Origin of the sequence: Streptomyces sp. NPDC048182, from assembly GCF_043202555.1 — a bacterium.
Lineage (GTDB): Bacteria > Actinomycetota > Actinomycetes > Streptomycetales > Streptomycetaceae > Streptomyces.
The window spans coordinates 1-18,661 of record NZ_JBIDAQ010000025.1 but is presented as its reverse complement, the minus strand read 5'-3'; the positions used below and the strand labels follow the sequence as shown (position 1 = coordinate 18,661).

Below are 18,661 nucleotides of genomic sequence, written 5' to 3'. Positions count from 1 at the left end.
CCGGGCCCCGTCACCGTGTCACGGACGCAGCGCCGGCTCGCGCTGCACGTCACGCCGGTCGAGCTTGGCGTCGAACTTGGCCAGCGGCTTGGCCGCCGCCGGGTCCGCCCGCACCGCCGAAGGTGTGACGCCCGCCCAGTCCAGGATGCGGGCGGTGGCCAGCGTCTTCTGGTCGGCGGTCAGACCGGCCACGTTGGCGCCGTGGTTCATGCCGGGCGCGGTGAAGACGTACGAGTCGCGAGCGCCCCAGCCGAGGCCGAAGCGCTCGGCGCCCCACGGGTCGTTCTGCCCGTACACGAACAGCATGTGCTGGGCGTTGTGCCGGACCCAGAAGTCCACGTCGTCCATCACGAAGGGCTGGAAGCGCATCGGGATGGAGCGGGGCACGAAGTTGCGCGGCGGCTGGTAGCCGTAGCGGATGTACCTCTTCTCGATGTGCGGGAAGTGGATCGTCGGCGCCCCGAGCTGGGTGCCCGCCTGGTAGTAGTACGGCGTGTACGTCTCCAGGCCCTGGTCGGTGTAGGCGGAGAAGCCGGAGATGGTGTCGACGGAGGTCCAGATCTCGTCGTCCGTGGCGTGCGCGGCGTCCGCCGGGATGTCGGCGCAGTCGGCGAGGGTGCTGTACTGCCAGAAGCCCCAGACGTAGTCGAGGACGACGGCCTCGTAGGCGCGGTCCAGGCTGCCGATGGTGGTGAAGGTGTAGCCGTTCTCGGCGGCGTAGGTCTCGTACTTCTTCTTCAGCGCCTCCCGCCGCACCAGTGCCTCGCGCTGCACGCCGTTGAGCCTGTCGCGGCACTCCTTGGTGCCGACCGACTTGAAGAAGCGGTCGTAGGCGGAGTCCTCGCTGTTCACCACGTCGTTGGGGGCGACGTAGGCGACCACGCCGTCCATGTCGCGCGGGTAGTACCGCTCGTAGTAGGTGGCGGTCATGCCGCCCTTCGAACCGCCCGTGGAGACCCAGTTCTTGGCGTAGATCGGCTTCAGCGCGGCGAAGATGCGGTGCTGGTCGCTGGCGGCCTGCCAGATGTCCAGCTTGGACCAGTCGGCCGGCTGGGGGCGGGACGGGGTGAAGTAGCGGTACTCCATGGAGACCTGGTTGCCGTCCACGATCTGGGTCGGCTCGCGGCGGCTCGGCGTGGTGGAGACGTTGTAGCCGCCGGTGTAGAAGACCGTCGGCCGGCTCTCGTCCTTGTGCAGCACGGTGATCCGCTGCTGGAAGGTGCCCTTGGACGGGTGCCGGTGGTCGATCGGCTGCGTGTAGTTGAGGACGAAGAAGCGGTAGCCGGGGTACGGCTTCTCCTCGATCAGGCTCATGCCCGGTACGGACAGCAGCCGGTCCTTGATGTCGACGGCCTTCGGCTCGGCGGCGGTGGCCGCGCCCGCCGTGCTGACGGTGCCTATGAGCACCACGAGGGCCAGCAGCCATCTGAGCGCCTTGCGCATGCATCCTCCCTGGGAAACGGATGTCCGCCGGAAGCTATCGGAGCAAGTCGGCGGTGCACCAGGGGAGATGACGAAACGGCTGATCAACGGCCGTGCGCGGGGCGGGGTTTCAGCAGAGGATCCAGCCGGAGCTGACCGTCGACCGGTCGACCCGGCCCCTGACCCACACGCAGCGCTGCCCGGCGTGCACGGTCACCGGTCCGGCCCGGACGGTGAAGCGGCCGTCGTCCACCACCGGGCGGGCGCCGCGCGCCTGCACGCTGACGGACATGTGCCGCCGGCCGCCGGGCCGCTTGGGGAGGGTGGCGGCGCAGACGTAGCTCCCGCGCTTGTGGATGACGACGGTGCCGGTGGCGAAGGACAGGGTGCGCACCTTGCGGCCGGCGCAGCCGGTGGCGGTGGCGGTGGCCGCGTGGGCGCCGGCCGGGGCCAGGACGAGGAGCAGCCCGGCGGCGAGGAACACGGACAGGACCACCGCCAGTCGGCGGCGCGTTGTGCCGGCCCAGCTCACTCTCGCCCTCCCGCGTCATGGTGTTCGGCGTACTGATGTACGGACGCCGCTCCGAGCGCGATGGTTGCACGCCCGCCCCACCGTGGGGTTCAGCGGGTCGCGCCCACCGGCTCCTCCGGCTCGGCGGCGCCGGTGAAGGTGCGCCACAGCCGCGCGTACCGCCCGTCGAGGGCGAGCAGCTCCTCGTGGGTGCCGTCCTCCACGACCCGGCCGTGGTCCATGACGACGACCCGGTCCGCGCGGGCTGCGGTGGTCAGCCGGTGCGCCACGACCAGCGTGGTGCGCCGGCCCGCGAGCCGGTCGGTGGCCTGGTTGACCTGCGCCTCGGTGGCGAGGTCGAGCGCGGCCGTGGCCTCGTCCAGGAGCAGTACGTCCGGGTCGACCAGCTCGGCGCGGGCCAGCGCGATGAGCTGGCGCTGCCCGGCGGAGAGGTTGCGTCCGCGCTCGGCCACCTCGTGGAGGTAGCCGCCCTCCAGGGTGGCGATCACCTCGTGGGCGCCGACCGCCCGCGCCGCCGCCTCCACCTCGGCGTCGGTGGCCTCGGGGCGGCCGTAGGCGATGGCGTCCCGGACGGTGCCGGGGAAGAGGTACGCCTCCTGCGGGACGACGCCCAGGCGGTGCCGGTAGGCGGTGAGGTCGAGGGCGCGCAGGTCCTGCCCGTCGACGGTGACCCGGCCGCCGGTCGGGTCGTAGAACCGAGCCACCAGCTTCACCAGCGTCGACTTGCCGGCGCCGGTCTCGCCGACGAAGGCGACGGTCTGGCCGGCCGGGATGCGCAGGTCGATGCCGGTGAGGGCCTCCTCCCCGGTGCCGTAGGCGAAGTCGACGTCCTCGAAGGCGAGGGCGCCGCGCAGCTCGCGGACCTCCCGGGGCCGCTCGGGCGCCTCGGTGGAGGTCGGCTCGCGCAGCAGCTCCTGGATGCGGCCGAGCGAGACGGCGGCCTGCTGGTAGCCGTCGAAGACCTGGGAGAGCTGCTGGACGGGGGCGAAGAACAGGTCGATGTAGAGCAGGTACGCCACCAGCGCGCCGGTGGTCAGGGTGGCGTCGTCGATCCGGCCGCCGCCGACGATCATGACGGCCGCCGCGGCGGCCGAGGAGAGCAGCTGCACGAAGGGGAAGTAGATCGAGATCAGCCACTGGCCGCGGATGCGGGCCCGGCGGTAGGCGTCGCTGCGCTCGGCGAACCGGCGCCCGCCGTCGTGCTCGCGCCGGAAGGCCTGCACGATGCGCAGTCCGGCGACGGACTCCTGGAGGTCGGCGTTGACCGAGGAGACCCGCTCGCGGGCCAGCTCGTACGCCTTCACGCTGGCGCGGCGGAAGAAGAAGGTGGCGACGACCAGCGGGGGCAGGGTGGCGAAGACGACCAGGGCCAGCTGGATGTCGATGACCAGCAGGGCGACCATGATGCCGAAGAAGGTGACGACCGCGACGAAGGCGGTGACCAGACCGGTCTGCAGGAACGTGGACAGGGCGTCCACGTCCGTGGTCATCCGGGTCATGATCCGGCCGGTCAGCTCGCGCTCGTAGTAGTCGAGGCCGAGGCGCTGGAGCTGGGCGAAGATCTTCAGGCGGAGCGAGTAGAGGATGCGCTCGCCGGTGCGGCCTGTCTTGCGGATCTCGCCGGTCTGCGCGCCCCACTGGGCGACCACCGCGAGCAGCCCGAGCAGCGCCGAGGCCCAGACCGCGCCGAGCGCGGCCTTCGTCACGCCCTGGTCGATGCCGTGCCGGATCAGCACCGGAAGCAGCAGGCCCATGCCGGCGTCCACGGCGACCAGGGCGAGGCTGATCAGCAGCGGTGCCCGGAAGCCGCGCAGCAGGCGGCGCAGGCCGTAGGAGGTCTCGGGGCGGACGGCCTGCGCCTCGTCCACCTCCGGGATGTCGGTGGCCGGGGGCAGCGCCTCGACGCGGGCGAGCAGCTCGGGGGTGGCGGGGGTGCCGGCGGTCGCGGCGTCCCGGGGGACGCGGTCGCCGGCCCAGAGGCGGGGGGTGATGCCGCGTTCGGCGTCGAACTCGGCGTCCAGTTCGTCGCGTACGGAGGTGTCCTCTTCGGGTGCCGTGGCCAGGCGGGCGTGGCCGGGTGAGGCGCCGCCCAGCTCGTCGGGGTCGGTGAGCAGGCGGCGGTAGAGGGCGGAGCGCTCCTGCAGCTCCTCGTGGGTGCCGACGTCGGCGAGGCGGCCGTGGTCGAGGACGGCGATGCGGTCGGCGAGGCCGAGGGTGGAGCGGCGGTGGGCGATGAGCAGGGTGGTGCGCCCGGCCATGACCTCCTTCAGCGCCTCGTGGATGTCGTGCTCGACCCGGGCGTCCACGGCGGAGGTGGCGTCGTCCAGGACGAGGAGGCGGGGGTCGGTGAGGACGGCGCGGGCGAGCGCGACGCGCTGGCGCTGGCCGCCGGAGAGGGTGAGCCCCTGCTCGCCGACGGTGGTGGCGTACCCCTCGGGCAGCTCGCGGATGAACCGGTCGGCCTGGGCGGCGCGGGCGGCGGCCTCGATCTGCTCGTCGGTGGCGTCGGGGCGGCCGTAGGCGATGTTGGCGCGGACGGTGTCGGAGAAGAGGAACGAGTCCTCGGGCACGAGGCCGATCGCGGCCCGCAGCGACTCGGTCGTCAGCTCCCGCACGTCGTGCCCGCCGACGAGCACCGCGCCGCGTGTGACGTCGTAGAAGCGCGGCAGGAGCAGGGAGAGGGTGGACTTGCCGGAGCCGGAGGCGCCGACGACGGCGAGGGTCTCGCCGGCCCGGATCTCGAAGGAGAGGCCGTCCAGGACGGGCCGCTCGGGGTCGTAGCCGAAGGTGACGCCGTCGAACTCGACGGTGGCGGGCGCGTCGGCGGGCAGCTCCTTGGTGCCGTCCTCGATGGAGGGCTCGGTGTCGATCAGCTCCAGGACGCGTTCGGTGCCGGCGCGGGCCTGCTGGCCGACGGTGAGGACGACGGCGAGCATGCGGACCGGGCCGACGAGCTGGGCGAGGTAGGTGGAGAAGGCGACGAAGGTGCCGAGCGTGATGTGCCCACGCACGGCCAGCCAGCCGCCGAGGGCCAGCATGGCGACCTGGCCGAGGGCGGGCACGGCCTGGAGGGCGGGGGTGTAGGCGGCGTTCATCCGGATCGTCCGCAGCCGCCCGGCGAACAGCCGCCGCCCGACCTCCCTGAGCTTCCCGGTCTCCTGCTCCTCCTGCCCGAACCCCTTGACCACGCGTACGCCGCTGACGGCCCCGTCGACCACGCCGGCCACGGCGGCGGCCTGGGCCTGGGCGTACCAGGTGGCGGGGTGCAGCCGGCTGCGGCTGCGGCGGGCGATGACCCAGATGGCGGGGGCGACGGCGAGGGCGACGAGGGTGAGCGGCAGGGACAGCCAGGCCATGATCACCAGCGAGATCACGAACAGCAGGACGTTGCCGATGGTCATGGGCAGCATGAAGAGCAGCCCCTGGATCAGCTGGAGGTCGCTGGTGGCCCGCCCGACGACCTGCCCGGTGGACAGCTCGTCCTGCCGCCGCCCGTCGAGCCGGGCGATGGAGCCGTACATCTCGGTGCGCAGGTCGTGCTGCACGTCGAGGGCGAGGCGGCCGCCGTAGTAGCGCCGGACGAAGGTCATCCCGTAGACGACGAGCGCGGCGCCGACGAGCAGGCCGGCCCAGGTGGCCATGTCGCGGGTCTTGTCCCCGATGACGTCATCGATGATCACCTTGGTGACCAGCGGCACGAGGGCCATGACGGCCATGCCGCCCAGCGAGGACCCGAGGGCGAGCACGACGTCCTTGGGATGCCGCCAGGCATACCCCGCGAGCCGCCGTGTCCATCCCCGTTGCGCGTCCACGCGGGTGCCCTCCGTCATGCCGACCGACCTTTCCCTGCCGGAGGGAGCAACGCGGGTGGGCTGGGATTTCATCCCGCTGCAACAAATTCGGGGCGGTGCGGTCAGACCTTGATGACCGTGACGAGGCCGCCGCAGAGGGCCGTCAGGTCGTCCGGGTCCGAGGTGAGGACGGTGGCCGGGCCCGGCGCCTCGATCGCGGTCGCGCCGACCATGGCGTCGATGGCGTACTTGTGGCCGTGCAGCCCGGCGTCGGCGAGGAGCGCGGAGGCTCTCCGGGCGATGGACTCGGTCACGGGCTCCACGACCAGGCGGGACAGCGTCCACTCCAGGGCCGGGCGGTTGATGCGCGGGTGCACGACTTCCACAAGGGTGGCGGCCGATGTGACCACGCGCAGGTCGTCGGCGCGGGCGAGGGCGAGCCAGCCGGTGAGGACGCGGTCGCGGCGTACGGCCTTGGCGAGCCCTTCGCTGTCCAGCACCAGCGTGCCGCCGGGGGCGGCCGGGGACGGGGTCACGCGGCGTCCGCTCCGCCGCGCGCCTGCTGCTGCCGGGCCTGGAGGAGCTGGTCGCGCAGGACCCGCACCTCCTCCTCGGTCACCGGCCCGTGCTCGGCCTCGGCCACCTGGATGAGGTCGTTGAGGTTGTCGCGCTCGATCTGGCGGGCGACGGCGGCGGCCACGTAGGCGGACAGCCCGGAAGGGCCGCTCCGGGCCTTGGCGGCGTCGGCGATGTCTCGGGGCATGGTGATCGAGTACTTGCCGGTCCCGGTGCCGGTGGGCTCACTCATGCTCCCTATCCTACCGGCGATCCTCCCGCGTCAGCGCTGAAAGAACTCGGCGAGACTGCCGGCCAGGGGCCCCGGTGCCTGCTCGGCCATGTGGTGGCCGGAGTCGATGCCGTGGCCGCGTACGTCGTCTGCCCAACCCCGCCAGATCTTCACGGGGTCGCCGTGCAGCTCTTCGAGGTCGTCACGCGTGGACCAGAGGACGAGGACAGGGCACTCGATCCGCCACCCGGCGGCGCGGTCGGCCGCCTCGTGCTCGGCGTCGAGGGTGAGCCCGGCCCGGTAGTCCTCCAGCATGGCGCGTACGACGTCGGGGTTGCGGGTCGCCGCACGGAACTCGGCGTGGTTCTCCTCCCCCATGACCTGCGGGTCGCCCTTGTACCAGCTGTCCGGGTCGGCGTTGATGACCCGCTCGGGGATCTCGGCCTGGGCGAAGAAGAACCAGTGCCACCAGGCGGTCGCGAACCTCGCGTCGGTGCGGGAGAGGTGCTCGGTGAGCGGGATGCCGTCCAGGAAGGCGACCTGCTCCACGGCCTCGGGGTGATCGAGCACAAGCCGCAACGCCACCCCGACCCCGCGATCGTGCCCCGCGAGCCGGAACCGCTCGTGCCCCAGCGCACGCATGACCCGCACCATGTCCCCGGCGACGGCCCGCTTGGAGTGGGCGGAGTGATCGGCGGTGGGCGCGGGCCCCCTGGACCGCCCGTACCCGCGCAGGTCGGGACAGACGACGCTGAACCCTTGAGCGACCAGCAGCGGGGCAACCCGGTGCCAGGTGGCGGAGGTCCGTGGATGCCCGTGCAGGAGCAGCACGGGCGGCCCGTCCCCGCCGTGCCGGACGAGTATGCCGGCTTCCCCCGTGTCGATGAACGTCTCTTCGAATCCCTCGAACATCGCCCCAGCGTAGGCCGGTTCAGGCGCCGAAGCCGTACTCCAGCACGTACGCGGACGAGTCCAGCACCATCTCGTTCACCTCGACGGCACCCCCGTCGGCGTCGTACGCGGTACGGGCGACGAGCATCACCGGCACCCCAGCAGGCAGCGCCAGCCGCTCCGCCTCGTCCGCGCCGGGCATCCGCGAGCGGACCTCCTCGCGGAACCGCACAGGCCCCCGCCCCAACTCCGCCAGCCGAGCGTAGACGCCGCCGGGACCGGTGTCGGGGCGAGTGATCGGGCTCCCGGCGACGAGGCGGGCGGGCAGGTAGGAGGTCGCCAGCAGCACCGGCTTGCCGTCCAGCGTGTAGCGCCGCCGCCGCACACAGACCCGCTCCCCCTCGGCCAGCCCCAGCACCCCGGCGACCACGCCCGAGGGCTCCTCGTCGCTCACCTCGACGGAGTCCACGACGAGCTCACGCCCGGCGGCATCGGCCTCCCACACCGACCGCCCCGCACCCCACCCCGCACCCGCGAGCCGCTCGACACCACGCCGCCGCACGGGCCTGAAGTCCCGCACGAACACCCCGGCCCCCTTCCGCGCCTCCACGATGCCCTCGGCCCGGAGCACGCCGAGCGCCTGCCGGGCGGTCATCCGGGCGACGCCGTGCGCCGCCATAAGGTCGTTCTCGCCGGGCAGCCGCTCCCCCGGCCCGTACTCACCGGCCTCGACGGCCGCCCGCAGCTCGGCGGCGATGCGCTGGTACTTGGGCTGCCGCCCGGGCTCCCGGCTGCTCATCCTGGCCTCTCCTTTGATCATCTCTAGACATCGTAGGCACCGAGGCTCATCGCCCACAGGCGAACAAGGACTCCTTTCGGCCAACAGTGCTCACATCTCTAGAGATGTGGACCGCGCCGAATCTTTAGCCGCACTGGAGGTCACCATGGCCCTGGAACCCGCACGGTCACTCGAAGCCCCGGAGCCAGAGGCGCGGCAGGTTCGCCAGCAGCTACCGCGCAGCCCACGCAGCCCGCAGCGCGCCCGTGTGTTGTTGCGCCGCCATCTTCGGGAGTGGTGCGTCGAGAGCGACGTCTCGCTTGTCGCCGAACTCCTGCTCTCCGAGTTGGTCACCAACTCACTGCTGCACGCACGCGTACCGACGGGACGTGAGATCGGTGTCCGTGTCGTCTACAACGGCGAGTTGCTGCGGTTGGAGGTCAGCGACGCGAACACCGCGCGGCCGCGGTTGAGGGAGACGACGGACGAGGACGAGCACGGGCGCGGTCTCGCCCTCGTGCAGGCGCTCGCCCTGCGCTGGGGATGCGACCCGCGCCCCTACGGCATCGGCAAGACGACCTGGGCCGAGCTGGCGCTCAAGCAGTGAGCGCCAGCCGTTCCACCAGGGTCAGCCCAAGTGTGTCGGCGCGAACATGCGCAGGACCGCCGGGAGCAGGACCACCGACGGGCCCGGGGTCGACAGGGCCTTGGACAGGTCCGCCTCCAGGGTCTCCGGGGTCGTGCGGACGCCGGGGACGCCGAAGGACTCCGCCAGGGCCACGTAGTCCGGGCGGGTCAGTTCCGTGGCCGTGGGTTCGCCGAAGGCGTCGGTCATGTACTCGCGCAGGATGCCGTAGCCGCCGTCGTCCACGATCAGCCAGGTGACGTTCAGGTCGTACTGGCGGGCTGTGGCCAGTTCCGCGATGGAGTACAGGGCGCCGCCGTCGCCGGAGACCGCGAGGACCGGGTGGGTCGGGTCGGCCGCCGCCGCGCCGAGGGCCGCCGGGAAGCCGTAGCCGAGGCCGCCCGCGCCCTGGGCCGAGTGCATGGTGTTGGGGCGCTTCGGGTCGAAGGCCGACCACGCCCAGTAGGCCAGGATCGTCATGTCCCAGAAGGACGGGGAGGCGGCGGGCAGGGCGCGGCGGACCGAGGAGAGGATGTGCTGCTCCTGGGTCAGGGACTGGGACGCGATGCGTTCGCCGACCTTGGCCAGGACCTCCCGTACGCGGTCCGGTGCCGTCGGGTCCTCGCGCCGATCCGCCGTCTCCAGCAACGCTTGCAACGCCAGGCGGGCGTCCGCGTGGATGCCCAGGGCCGGGTGGTTGGACTCCAGTTTGCCGAGGTCGGCCTCGATCTGGATCACCCGGCCGCGCGGGGCGAACGTGTGGTAGTTCGAGGAGAGTTCGCCCAGGCCCGAGCCGACGACCAGCAGGACGTCCGCGTCCTCCAGGAAGTCCGTCGTGTGGCGGTCCTCCAACCAGGACTGGAGGGAAAGAGGGTGCTCCCACGGGAAGGCGCCCTTGCCGCCGAAGGTGGTCACCACGGGGGTGTTCAGGAGTTCCGCGAGTCGGCGGAGCTTGCCCGTCGCGTCCGCCCTGATCACTCCGCCGCCCGCGATGATCGCCGGGCGCTCGGCGTGGGAGAGCAAGTCTGCGGCCACGGCGGTCAGTTCGACGCGGGGGGCCAGGTCCTCCGGGGTCGCGTCCACCGCCGTGACGACCGGGAGCAGGGTCGGAGACAGCAGCACGTCCTGCGGGATCTCCACCCACACCGGGCCGTGCGGCGCCGTCAGCGCCGACTTCCACGCCTCCGCCAGGGCGGACGGGATCTGCGAGGCCGTACGGACGGTGTGGACGGACTTCACCACGCCCCGGAACGAGGCCGACTGGTCGGGGAGTTCGTGCAGGTAGCCGTGGCGGCCGCCGCCCAGGCCGGCCGACGGGATCTGGCTGCTGATCGCCAACACCGGGGCGGAGGCGGCTCGGGCCTCCTGGAGGGCGGCGAGCGACGTCAGCGCGCCCGGGCCGGTGGAGAGGAGCAGCGGAGCCGCCTCCCCCGTGATCCGGCCGTACGCGTCCGCCGCGAACCCCGCGTTGTTCTCCACCCGCAGCCCCACGTACCGCAGGTCCGAGCGGCGCAGCGCGTCGAACATGCCGAGGGCGTGCTGGCCGGGCAGGCCGAAGACGGTGGTCGCGCCGAGCCCGGCCAGGGTCTCCACGACCAGGTCTCCGCCGTTGCGGCCGGGGGGCGGGTTGAGCGCGGCCTCCGTCTGGGCTGCGGTGGGACGGAGTTCCAGGTCGTGGTCGTGCGTCACTTGGCGCGAGCCTCCGCGATCTGCCGGGACATGATGGTGGTCAGTTCGTACGCCGTGTGGGAGGCGGCGACCGAGGTGATCTCGGCGTGGTCGTAGGCCGGGGCGACCTCGACCACGTCGGCCGAGACCAGGTTGCAGGAGGCCAGGCCGCGCAGGATCTCCAGGAGTTCGCGCGACGTCATGCCGCCCGCCTCCGGCGTGCCCGTGCCGGGCGCGTGGGCCGGGTCGAGGCAGTCGATGTCGATGGAGATGTAGAGGGGACGGTCGCCGATGCGCTGGCGGAGCTGGTCGGCGACCTCGTCGGCGCCCCGGCGGTAGACGTCCGCCGAGGTGACGATGCCGAAGCCCATCTTCTCGTCGTCGGTCAGGTCCTGCTTGCCGTAGAGCGGGCCGCGCGTGCCGACGTGGGAGAGCGCGGAGGTGTCGAGGATGCCCTCCTCCACCGCCCGCCGGAAGGGCGTGCCGTGGGTGTACTCGGCGCCGAAGTACGTGTCCCAGGTGTCGAGGTGGGCGTCGAAGTGCAGCAGCGCCACCGGGCCGTGCTTCTTCGCCACCGAGCGCAGCAGCGGCAGCGCGATGGTGTGGTCGCCGCCCAGCGTCATCAGGCGGGCGCCGGTGCCGAGCAGGTCGTCGGCGGCGGCCTCGACGGTCTCCACGGCCTCGTTGATGTTGAACGGGTTGACGGCTATGTCGCCGCCGTCGGCGACCTGGGCGAGCGCGAAGGGCGACGCGTCCTGGGCCGGGTTGTACGGGCGCAGCAGCCGGGACGCCTCGCGGATGGCGTTGCCGCCGAAGCGGGCACCGGGCCGGTAGGAGACGCCCGAGTCGAAGGGGACGCCGACCACGGCGACGTCGGCCGTGCCGACCTCGTCCAGGCGGGGCAGCCGGGCGAAGGTCGCGGGGCCGGCGTACCGCGGGACGCGGGAGGAGTCGACCGGGCCGCGCGGCGTCGTCTCGTTGCTGCTGCTCATGAACTGCCTTCCTTCTTACGCTTCGTCGCGTATGTACTGCTCGTCCTAGACGACTCTACTGGGGGGCCGGGACGGGTTCGGGTGCGGTTTCGGCCGCTCCACCGGCCGCTCCCCGGCCGGCCAGGCGCTCGCGCCAGACGGCGAGGTGGGCCTCGTCGGTGGGCCGGGTGGCCAGGGAGACGGCGACGTAGGCGACCAGGGAGATCAGCAGGCCGTAGTAGACCGGCTCGTTGGCGAGGATGCCGTAGCCCGCCATCAGGCCGACCACCGCGACGCCGCCCGCCGCGACGGCGGCCAGGGCCCCGGCCGCGGTGCCGCGCTTCCACAGCAGGCCGCCGAGGATGGGCACGAGCAGGCCGCCGACCAGGAGGTTGTAGGCGACGGTGAGCGCCTCGACGACGTCGTTCAGGGCGATGGAGATGGCGATCACGGCCACGCCCATGGCCAGGATGAAGACGCGGTTGCCCTTCACCTCGTCGTGCGCCTCGTCACCCTTCTGACGACCGGCTCCCCGCAGCCGGGACCAGATGTCGTTGTTGGCGACCGTCGCGCAGGCGATCAGCGCGCCGGAAGACGTCGACATCACGGCGGCGAGGGCGGCGGCCAGGACGAGGCCGCGCACGCCCACCGGCAGCTCGTCCTTGACGATGGTGGCGAAGGCGTCGTCGGGGCTGCCGAGCTTGGGGTAGAGCACCCGGGCCGCCGTGCCGATGACCGCGCCGGCCACCGCGTAGACCAGGCAGTACGTGCCGGCGACGGTGCCGCCCCACCTGGCGGTGCGGTCGCTGCCGGCGGTGAAGACGCGCTGCCAGATGTCCTGGCCGATGAGCATGCCGAACGTGTAGATCAGGACGTACGTGAAGATCGTCTCGCCGCCGATGCCCAGCGGGTCGAAGTACGAGGTCGGGAGGGCGTCCTTCATCGCGCCGAAGCCGCCGGCCTTGACCACCGCGATGGGCAGGAGCAGGAGCAGCACGCCGATGGTCTTCACCACGAACTGCACCATGTCGGTGAGCGTGATCGACCACATGCCGCCGAGCGTGGAGTACGCGACGACGATCGTGCCGCCCAGGACGATCGCCAGGGTGCGGTTGACGTCGAAGAGGACGTCGAAGATCGTCGCGTAGGCGATGGTGGAGGTCACCGCGAGCATGAGCGTGTACGCCCACATCACGACGCCGGAGATGACGCCGGCCCGGCCGCCGTAGCGCAGGTCGAGCATCTCGGAGACGGTGTAGACCTTCAGGCGGGCGATGCGGGCGGAGAAGAAGACGGACAGGGCGAGGATGCCGAAGCCGATGGTGACGACCATCCAGGCGCCGGAGAGGCCGTACTGGTAGCCGAGGCCGACGCCGCCGATGGTGGACGCGCCGCCGAGGACGATCGCGGCCATGGTGCCGGAGTACATGGCGGGGCCGAGGCGGCGGCCTGCGACGAGGAACTCGCTCTTCGACTTCGCGCGCCGCATGCCCCACCAGCCCATGGCGAGCATGCCGGCGAGGTAGACGACGATCACGATGTAGTCGACGGCCATGGGGCTCTCCAATCCGGGGTGCCGGAATCCGGTCTGGACCGACCCTAGGTGGCCGGAAAGCGACTGCGAAGTGTACGTTTCCTCCATTCGAGGGGGCCGGAATGGAGGAAGCGCCCACCATGCCCACCCCGCCCAGCGCCGGCGCGCAGGAGGCGGCCGTCGCGCCGCCCACCCCGCCGGTGCCCCTCGCCGCGCTGCTCGCCCGCGAGGACCTGGCCCTGCGGCCGGTCGTGCCGCCCGCCGACCCCGACCTGGTGATCCACGGGGCGCACACCTCGGAGATGGCCGACCCGTACCCGTACCTGCTCGGCGGGGAGCTGCTGCTCACGGCGGGCGTGCACGTGCCGGCGGGGGCGGGGGCCGGGTACTTCGACGCCTACGTCTCCCGGATCGTCGCGGCGGGCGGCGCGGCCCTGGGGTTCGGGGTGGCGCCGGTGTTCGACACCGTGCCGGAGGCGCTGGCGGAGGCGTGCGCGACGCACGGGCTGCCGCTGCTCGAGGTGCCGCCGCGCACCACGTTCTCGGGCGTGGCCCGCGCGGTGTGGCAGCTGATGGCGCGGGCCCGCCTGGCCGAGCTGCGCCGGGTCTCGGAGGCCCAGCGGCAGCTGGCGGCAGCCGCCGCGCGACCCGACCCGGTGCCGTCGGTGCTGCACCGGCTCGCCGTACGCCTGGAGGGCCGGGCGGTGCTGTACGGGCCCGACGGAGCCGAGCTGGCGGCGGCGGGCCGGGAGCCGGCGGAGGGCGTGCGCGGGGCGCTGGCCGAGCTGGCCCGCCTGGTCACCGCCCGCGCCTCCACGACGGCCACCGACACGGCGGCCGGCACCCACCTCGCCGCGTACGCCCTCGGCGCCGGCCAGGCCCTCACCCTCGGCGTGGCCACCCCGCACCGCGAACCGGGCGACCACACCATCGCCTCGGTCGCCGCGGTGCTGCTCTCCCTGCTCACCGGCGAGTCCCGCACCGGCACCGGCGCGGCCCGCTCCGCGGCCCTGGTCCGCGTCCTGCTGGGCGCCCGCCCGGCGGAGGTCGCGCCGCTGCTCGACCCGGCGGACGGCGACCGCTGGCACGTCGTGCACGGCGTCCCGTCCGGCACCCGCCCCGTCGACCCGGTGGCGGCCTCGTCCCTCGGCACGGCCCTGGGGTCGCCGCTGGTGGACGTGAGCGAGGGCGTGGTGCGGGTCCTCGTCCCGGCACCCCCGCCGACGGCCCCCCGGCCGTCCCGGGCCGCCGGCACCGACCTCGCGGATGTCCCGGAGCGGCCCACCGGCTCCGGCACCTCGGGCGCCACCGACCGACCGGACCGGCCGGACAGGACCGGCGTGACCGCCGAGCCGGATCGACCCGGCTGCCCCGGCCCGACCGACGGGTCGAAGCCGCCCGCCGGACCCGACGCAGCCCCCGGCCCGAACCGGCCCGACGGCTCCAACGCACCCGGCAAGCCCGACCAGCCCGACCAGGCCGTTTGGACCGACCAGCCCGGCACGGTCACCGCATCCGGCGGACCCGGCCCGCACGGCGGCGCGGATTCACCCCGCGTACCCGGCCCGAACCGACCTGGCGCCTCAGACGCACCGGGCAGACTCGGCCAGTCCACCGGGGCAGAGCCACCCCACGAAACCGACCTCGCTCCCGGCCCGGACCGGCCCAGCGGACCCGAGGCATCCGACCGGCCCAGCCGGCCCGGCGGATCCGGCCCGCATTCGCCCCGCGCACCCGGCCCCGCCCCCGGCCCGAACCCGCCCGGCGAACCCGAGGCATCCGACCGGCCCAACCGGCCCAACCGGCCCGCCGGGCCGAGCCGGTCCCCTGGGCCGGACCAGCCCGCCACGGTCACCCCACCCGGCGGAACCGGCCCGCGCGACGAAGCGGATTCGCCCCGGGCACCTGGCCCGAACCGGCCCGGCGCCCCAGGCGCACCCGGCAGGCCCCGCCGAACCGACCGGCCCAGCCGGCCCGGCACGGTCGCCGGCCCGCACGCCGCGGCGGAGTCGGCCGGCGCGGCGCAGCCACCCGGTGGGGACGGGCTGTCCGGCTGGGTGCTCGGCGTCAGCGCCCCCGTCTCCCCCGCCGACTGGCCGGAGGCCGACGCGCAGGCCGGGCGGGCGCTGGCGCGGGCGCGGGCCAACCGGGTGCCGGTGGTGCGGCACGGGGGCCGGGGCGGGCTCGCCGGGCTGGTGCCGGAGGGCGATGCCGAGGCGTACGCCCGTACCCTGCTCGCGCCCCTCGCGGACGCCCCCGCGCTCACCGAGACCCTGCGCGCCTGGCTCTCCCTGCACGGCAGCTGGGACCGCACCGCCGTCGCGCTGGGCATCCACCGCAACACCGTGCGGCAGCGTGTCGCCCGCTGCGCGGCGCTGCTCGCGGCCGACCTCGACGACGCGGACGTACGGATGGAGCTGTGGTTCGCCCTGCGGCGGATGTGACCGGCGCCCGGCGTACCGCCCCGTCCAGCGGGCGGTACGCCGCTGACGTCCCGCCGCGGGCTGCCTCACAATGGGGACATGCCGATATCCGGGACACCCAGCCGCGCCGAACTCGTCGAGCACCTCGTGCGGACCCGCATCGCGGGCGACGTCGCCACTCCCCGTGAGAACAACCTCTCCCACTACCGGAAGCTGGCGAACGGCGACCGCCACTACTGGCTCGGTCTGGAGCTGGGCGAGCGCTGGACGGACGAGCAGGACGTGCTCGCGGTGATGGCGGAGCGGGTCGGCGTCAGCGACGACGCCGAGCACCGGTACGGCCAGGACACCATCGACCCGGAGCTGACCGTCGACGCCCTGGAGCGGATGGCCGGCCGGCTGCGCAAGGCGGCCGACGGCGGCCAGCGGGTGCTCCTCGCCACCGGCCACCCCGGCGGCCTGCTCGACGTGCACGGCGCCACGGCCGCCGCGCTGCGCGCCGCCGGCTGCGAGATCGTCGTCATCCCGGACGGACTGACCACGGACGAGGGCTACGTGATGCAGTTCGCCAGCGTGGCCATGCTGGAGCACGGCGCCTCCCTCTGGCACACCCACTCGGGCGAGCCGATGAAGGCGATCCTGACCGCCCTGGAGCGCGAGGGCCGCCCGCTGCCCGACCTGGTCGTCGCCGACCACGGCTGGGCGGGCTGCGCGGGGCAGCACGGCGTCGACTCCGTCGGCTACGCCGACTGCAACGACCCGGCCCTCTTCCTCGCCGAGTCCGAGGGCACCCTCCAGGTGGCGGTCCCCCTGGACGACCACGTGGTCAGCCCCCGCCACTACGACCCGATGACGGCCTACCTGCTGGCCGAGGCGGGGCTCGCCTAACCGTTCGCCGGGTCTCCCGACTCCCTCGATCTTGACCGGCTACAGTGGGCAACTGGGCGAGGAATCGGGGGAGTTCACCATGCGTCCAGGGAAGCAGAGCGGTCGTCTCGTCCTGCCCGTCGGGCTCGCGCTGTGCCTGCTGACGGCCTGCGGCGGCGGGGGCAGGCTCCCGGTCACGGCGCCCACGACGGAGCGCGTGCCCACCGCCGGAGGCGCGAGCGCGCCGGTGGCCGCCAGGACGTACGACCCGCCGCTCAGGTTCCAGGACGGAGAGGGGCACGACGTCGGCCAGGGGCAGTGGTCCGGCCTGCTGGAGGGCACCACCGCGTACGCCGTCTCCGAGGGGGAGGCCCGCGCGGTGAACGCGCTCGACGGCAGGCAGCTGTGGAGCGTGAAGCCCGAGGGACAGCCCATGGACCGCGTCGTCTTCGGCATCGAGGACATCGCCGCCCCCCGCCTGGTCGAGGTCGGCGGGAAGCGCGCCCTGCTCGCCGCGTTCACCATCACCGAACCCGGCTCCGGCACCACCCCCGACCGGCACCTCGTCGAACTCACCGCCATCGCCGCCGACTCCGGCCAGCGGCTGTGGACGACACGGATCGCTCGGCCGGCGGGCCAGGAGGACGGCGAGCTGTACTTCGCCGGCGCCGACGCCGGCACCGCGGTCCTCACCTTCGGCTCCGAGATCGACCCGGTGACGGTCGGCGTCTCCCTGAGCAGCCGCAAGACGGCCTGGACGGAGAAGGGCTTCCAGGCCGCCTTCGTGGACGGCGGCGTCGCCGTCGGCCGGGGCGGCGCCGACCCCGAGGGCGGCGGCGGCACCGGCACCGTGGAGGGCCGCAGAGCGGCGGACGGCACCAAGGCGTGGACGTACCGCAGCGGACTCGACACGGCCGAGGTGAAGCAGGCCGGCGAGGGCCTGTTCACGGCCGTCGTCGACGTGCCCTCCCCGACCGGGGGGGAACACCGCCACGCTGCTCAGCGCGGCCACCGGCAAGGAGCCGGCCGGTCTGGACGCCGCCAAGGCGCTCGGTGCGCCGTCCGGCCTCACCTGCTGGACCGGCGAGGGCACCGCCGTCGTGTGCGACGCCGAGACGGAGTCCACGGAGCAGGTCGTCGCGCTCGACCCCGCGAACTGGACCCGATTGTGGGCCATCTCCGAGGACGACGAGAGCCGGCTGATGCCCAGCGTCTCCGCGGTCTTCCACGGGGCGGTGTACGGCGAGACCGAGAACGGCTACGCGGTCCTCGACGCGCGGACGGGCAAGGACCGGGGGTCGGGCCCCGGCTCCCCGCCCTTCTCCGTGAACGAGTACGCCGGCCTCTTCCGCGCGACCCTCGGCACGATCGAGGTCCACCCGGCGGTCGGCTAACCGGCCCGCGTGGGCGGAGTCGGGTCGAGGTAGACCCGGCGCACGATCGGGAACAGCTCGCGCAGCCGCCGCTCCGCCCGCTCACAGGCCCACTCGACCTCGGCCGCCGTCGACGCGTCCCCTTAGGGCCTGTCTGACAATTCCCGCCTGCCCGGCGACGCCTGGCACGCACGCTCGCCGCGTTGCCGGAGCGCCCACGTGGCTCCGCCACGTGGGCGCTCCGGCGCCTTGCGATCGCACGCACCAGACGCCGCCGGGCCCGCCCTTCGGGCGGACGACGGGAATTGTCAGACAGGCCCTGGATCGATCTTGGCCGCGACCAGCGCCTCCCGCGGCCCCTGCACCAGCGTGGTCAGCTCCAGTACGGCCTCGATGTGCTCCACCGCCGCCAGCTCCGCCCGGATCCGCTCCCGCACGGAGGCCGGCAGGGGGCGGCCGATGAGGAACTCGGCGTTGGAGCGGCCGAGCACCCAGGCGACGTAGAGCAGCAGCGCGCCGATGCACAGGGAGGCGACGCCGTCCCAGACGCCGGAGCCGGTGAGCTGGCCGCCGAGCAGGCCGCCCGCCGCGAGCAGCAGGCCGGCCAGGGCGGCGGAGTCCTCCAGGACGACGGCCTTGACGGCGGTGTCGGGGGTGCGGCGCAGGTAGCGCCCGAAGGAGACCCGGTAGCGGGCGGCCTCGCCGCGGGCCTGCTTCAGGCCGGTGCGCAGGGAGTAGCCCTCCAGGAGGAAGGCGACGGCCAGCACCAGGTAGGAGGCGAGCGGGTCGCCGGGGTCCTCGCCGTGGGTGAGGGTGTGGAAGCCGTCGTAGAGGGAGAAGACCGCGCCGCCGACGAAGGTGGCGACGGCGGCGAGCAGCGCCCAGATGTAGCGCTCGGGCCCGTGGCCTAGGTGTATTGACCCGCAGCGTTGTTCACACGGCTGATCGGTGGCTTGCCTCCGAGTGCGGTGTGGCCGCGGTGGTGGTTGTAGGTGTGCA

General features: G+C 73.5%; 15 protein-coding genes and 1 pseudogene. 4 read left to right on the top strand and 12 right to left on the bottom strand.

The genetic code is table 11. The annotated features are described in order from the left end of the window. Positions 1–18 precede the first annotated feature (18 nt). From ACGFZL_RS31105 to ACGFZL_RS31075, 7 genes are all read right to left on the bottom strand, one after another. A complete protein-coding gene (locus tag ACGFZL_RS31105) occupies positions 19–1,443 on the bottom strand; it encodes a S28 family serine protease (RefSeq protein WP_393696787.1) in 1,425 nt (474 codons plus the stop codon). A gap of 109 nt (positions 1,444–1,552) precedes the next feature. Next, positions 1,553–1,954, bottom strand: coding sequence for a hypothetical protein (locus ACGFZL_RS31100; RefSeq protein ID WP_393696785.1), 402 nt, complete (start codon positions 1,952–1,954; stop codon positions 1,553–1,555). Between the two features lie 89 nt (positions 1,955–2,043). Beyond that, entirely contained in the window at positions 2,044–5,766 is a 3,723-nt protein-coding gene (locus ACGFZL_RS31095) for an ABC transporter ATP-binding protein (RefSeq protein ID WP_393696834.1), read from the bottom strand. 101 nt (positions 5,767–5,867) lie between these two features. Then, entirely contained in the window at positions 5,868–6,281 is a 414-nt protein-coding gene (locus ACGFZL_RS31090) for a type II toxin-antitoxin system VapC family toxin (RefSeq protein WP_393696783.1), read from the bottom strand. After that, complete coding sequence (locus ACGFZL_RS31085; protein WP_393696781.1) at positions 6,278–6,553, bottom strand: CopG family transcriptional regulator; 276 nt, start codon at positions 6,551–6,553, stop codon at positions 6,278–6,280. Before ACGFZL_RS31085 ends, ACGFZL_RS31090 begins: the two co-directional genes overlap by 4 nt. A 30-nt stretch (positions 6,554–6,583) precedes the next feature. Continuing rightward, positions 6,584–7,444, bottom strand: a complete 861-nt coding sequence (locus ACGFZL_RS31080; protein ID WP_393696779.1) for an alpha/beta fold hydrolase — start codon at positions 7,442–7,444, stop codon at positions 6,584–6,586. A 19-nt stretch (positions 7,445–7,463) separates the two neighbouring features. After that, positions 7,464–8,222 carry a GntR family transcriptional regulator gene (locus tag ACGFZL_RS31075; protein WP_393696777.1) on the bottom strand — a complete coding sequence of 253 codons (759 nt, stop codon included), beginning with the start codon at positions 8,220–8,222 and terminating at the stop codon, positions 7,464–7,466. A 145-nt stretch (positions 8,223–8,367) separates the two neighbouring features. Here ACGFZL_RS31075 and ACGFZL_RS31070 point away from each other — a divergent pair, with 145 nt between their 5' ends. Then, positions 8,368–8,808 (top strand): ATP-binding protein, encoded by a 441-nt coding sequence (locus ACGFZL_RS31070; protein ID WP_393696775.1) that lies wholly within the window; start codon positions 8,368–8,370, stop codon positions 8,806–8,808. Positions 8,809–8,829: 21 nt separating this feature from the next. On the opposite strand, the gene ACGFZL_RS31065 is transcribed toward ACGFZL_RS31070, so the two are convergent. From ACGFZL_RS31065 to ACGFZL_RS31055, 3 genes are read right to left on the bottom strand one after another with little or no spacing between them, the layout of a single operon-like run. Then, complete coding sequence (locus ACGFZL_RS31065; protein WP_393696773.1) at positions 8,830–10,515, bottom strand: thiamine pyrophosphate-binding protein; 1,686 nt, start codon at positions 10,513–10,515, stop codon at positions 8,830–8,832. Next, complete coding sequence (gene speB, locus ACGFZL_RS31060) at positions 10,512–11,486, bottom strand: agmatinase (RefSeq protein ID WP_393696771.1); 975 nt, start codon at positions 11,484–11,486, stop codon at positions 10,512–10,514. Before speB ends, ACGFZL_RS31065 begins: the two co-directional genes overlap by 4 nt. A 55-nt stretch (positions 11,487–11,541) precedes the next feature. Further along, positions 11,542–13,020 (bottom strand): sodium:solute symporter, encoded by a 1,479-nt coding sequence (locus ACGFZL_RS31055; protein ID WP_393696769.1) that lies wholly within the window; start codon positions 13,018–13,020, stop codon positions 11,542–11,544. A gap of 119 nt (positions 13,021–13,139) precedes the next feature. Here ACGFZL_RS31055 and ACGFZL_RS31050 point away from each other — a divergent pair, with 119 nt between their 5' ends. Beyond that, complete coding sequence (locus ACGFZL_RS31050; protein WP_393696767.1) at positions 13,140–15,443, top strand: helix-turn-helix domain-containing protein; 2,304 nt, start codon at positions 13,140–13,142, stop codon at positions 15,441–15,443. 78 nt (positions 15,444–15,521) lie between these two features. Then, on the top strand, positions 15,522–16,310 hold the full coding sequence (locus tag ACGFZL_RS31045) for a phosphatase (protein ID WP_393696765.1): 789 nt from the start codon (positions 15,522–15,524) through the stop codon (positions 16,308–16,310). A gap of 39 nt (positions 16,311–16,349) precedes the next feature. On the opposite strand, the gene ACGFZL_RS31040 is transcribed toward ACGFZL_RS31045, so the two are convergent. After that, positions 16,350–17,201, bottom strand: coding sequence for a hypothetical protein (locus ACGFZL_RS31040; RefSeq protein WP_393696763.1), 852 nt, complete (start codon positions 17,199–17,201; stop codon positions 16,350–16,352). A gap of 188 nt (positions 17,202–17,389) precedes the next feature. Here ACGFZL_RS31040 and ACGFZL_RS31035 point away from each other — a divergent pair, with 188 nt between their 5' ends. Further along, positions 17,390–17,683, top strand: coding sequence for a hypothetical protein (locus ACGFZL_RS31035; protein ID WP_393696761.1), 294 nt, complete (start codon positions 17,390–17,392; stop codon positions 17,681–17,683). Positions 17,684–17,985: 302 nt separating this feature from the next. Here ACGFZL_RS31035 and ACGFZL_RS31030 read toward each other — a convergent pair. Continuing rightward, positions 17,986–18,573 (bottom strand): annotated as a pseudogene (locus ACGFZL_RS31030) (cation diffusion facilitator family transporter); the annotation flags it as partial. Between the last annotated feature and the right edge of the window lie 88 nt (positions 18,574–18,661).